Origin of the sequence: Actinomyces sp. HMSC065F12 (assembly GCF_001814535.1) — a bacterium.
GTDB lineage: Bacteria > Actinomycetota > Actinomycetes > Actinomycetales > Actinomycetaceae > Pauljensenia > Pauljensenia radingae_A.
The window spans coordinates 1-452 of the sequence record NZ_KV816960.1 but is presented as its reverse complement, the minus strand read 5'-3'; the positions used below and the strand labels follow the sequence as shown (position 1 = coordinate 452).

Here is a 452-nt window from a genome sequence, read left to right as displayed (position 1 = left end):
CCGGTTGGTGGGTTTCGTGTACCGGGCTGGCAGGTGCGCTGCAAGATCGGCACCGGCACAGCCGGCGCCACACCAGCAGACAAATGCACCCCACCACCAACAGAAAAACCTGAAGGAAAAGGACCAGACCAGCCCGCCACTCCGTCAACCGACACCATCGTGCGCACAGCCCTGAACACCATCACCCTACGCGGCGCAGGCCTGACCATCCAACCACACCAACACGCCTTCACCGAAGTACCCTCCAACATCTACGCCGCCACCCCCACCCAAACCCACACCCTCACCGTCTTCAACCACACCGTCACCCTCACCCTTCACGCCTCCACCTACACATTCGACTTCAACGACCACACCCCACCACTGATCACCACCACCCCAGGAAACCCCTACCCCAACATGGTGCACACACACTCATGGCAAAACGAATCACCCCACCAAACCGTCACACT

General features: G+C 60.4%; 1 pseudogene. It reads left to right on the top strand.

The window, feature by feature from the left end:
• Positions 1–452: pseudogene (locus tag HMPREF2975_RS12460) on the top strand (hypothetical protein); the annotation flags it as partial.